This is a genomic window from Verrucomicrobium sp. BvORR034 (genome assembly GCF_000739635.1).
Taxonomy (GTDB): Bacteria; Verrucomicrobiota; Verrucomicrobiia; order Verrucomicrobiales; family Verrucomicrobiaceae; genus Verrucomicrobium.
In genome coordinates, this window is sequence record NZ_BATQ01000077.1 from 1 (window position 1) to 1,211 (window position 1,211).

At 59.0% G+C, this 1,211-nt stretch carries 1 protein-coding gene; it reads right to left on the reverse strand.

The genetic code is table 11. From position 1 onward, the window contains the following. Positions 1 to 182 precede the first annotated feature (182 nt). Positions 183 to 746, reverse strand: a complete 564-nt coding sequence (locus tag BV034_RS13620; protein WP_050027559.1) for a transposase — start codon at positions 744 to 746, stop codon at positions 183 to 185. Positions 747 to 1,211: the final 465 nt, after the last annotated feature.

The following is a 1,211-nucleotide window of genomic DNA, read 5'->3' on the forward strand; positions in this document are numbered from 1 at the left end:
TCTTCTGTGGCGATGCGAGAGGGAAGCTTGTGGATGCATTCGTGAGAATGCGTGGGTGCAAGTGGCCGTGTGGGGCGGCTTTGGTCTTGCTGGGGCACGCGATGCTCCCTGACCGCGTTTTTACAAACGCAGCCACGAGCTACGCCTGTGGCGCGCTCTTGATCTGCTCGGCCAGGGCGCTGTCATAGCGCTTGTGGATGTAGCTGCCAGAACACGGACCAATAGCGTTCGTCGTGCCATCGGAGCGTGGCATACCCTGGCAGCATCACGCCGGTGAACGGGTAGTCTTCCGCTGCCTCTACAATCTCTGCTCGCACCGGATTGTTGGCAATGTATCGGGCCGTGTTCTGAAATTCCTGCGGTCCTCGCTCGGCATTGCGCAGGACGTGATCGTAGGAGTCCTTCTGCCACTCGATTCCCAGTTTGGTCCACAGCGGATGGCTGCTGCTATGTCGCTTGAGATATCGGATGAACAACCGTTGGTCGGACTCGAAACTGGTGCCGACGATGAGCAGATGCGCGTGATCGGGCATGATGCAGTACATGGCGCAGGCAGCGTTGTGACGGACCAGGGCGTGGAGGAGAACTTCTCTGAACTGCGCGTGCCAGTCTGAATTGAGCCAGCCTTTGCGTCGGTCGTTGATGCAGAGAGTCCAATGCGTGGCAGAGAACTGCTGATACGCGTTGGGATGGAGTTTGGGGAGGCGATTCTTGTCGAGTGAAGACGGTGGGGGAGTAGCTTCCACGGGCGTGAGGGGCGTGGTTGAAAGGATGGGTGTGGTATCGAGAAAATCAAGTGGGTGGCGGAGGTTTTGGGAGCTTTTGAGGTGGCTTGGTCTTTGTGGGGCGAGCGATGCTTGCTGACCGCGTTTTTACAAACGCAGCCACGAGCTGCCTCTGTGGCGGTGCGGAGGGGAAGCTTGTGGATGCATTCGTGAGAATGCGTGGGTGCAAGTGGCCTGGTGGGGTGGCTTGGTTTTTGTGGAGCGAGCGACGCCCCTGACCGCGTTATTACAAACGCAGCCACGAACTGCCTCCGTGGCGGTGCGGAGGGGAAGCTCGTGGATGCATTCGTGAGAATGCGTTGGAGGCAAATGGCCGTGTGGGGTGGCTTGTCTTTGTGGGGCGAGCGACGCCCCTGACCGCGTTTTTACAAACGCAGCCACGAGCTTCTTCTGTGGCGGTGCGGAGGGGAAGCTCGTGGATGCATT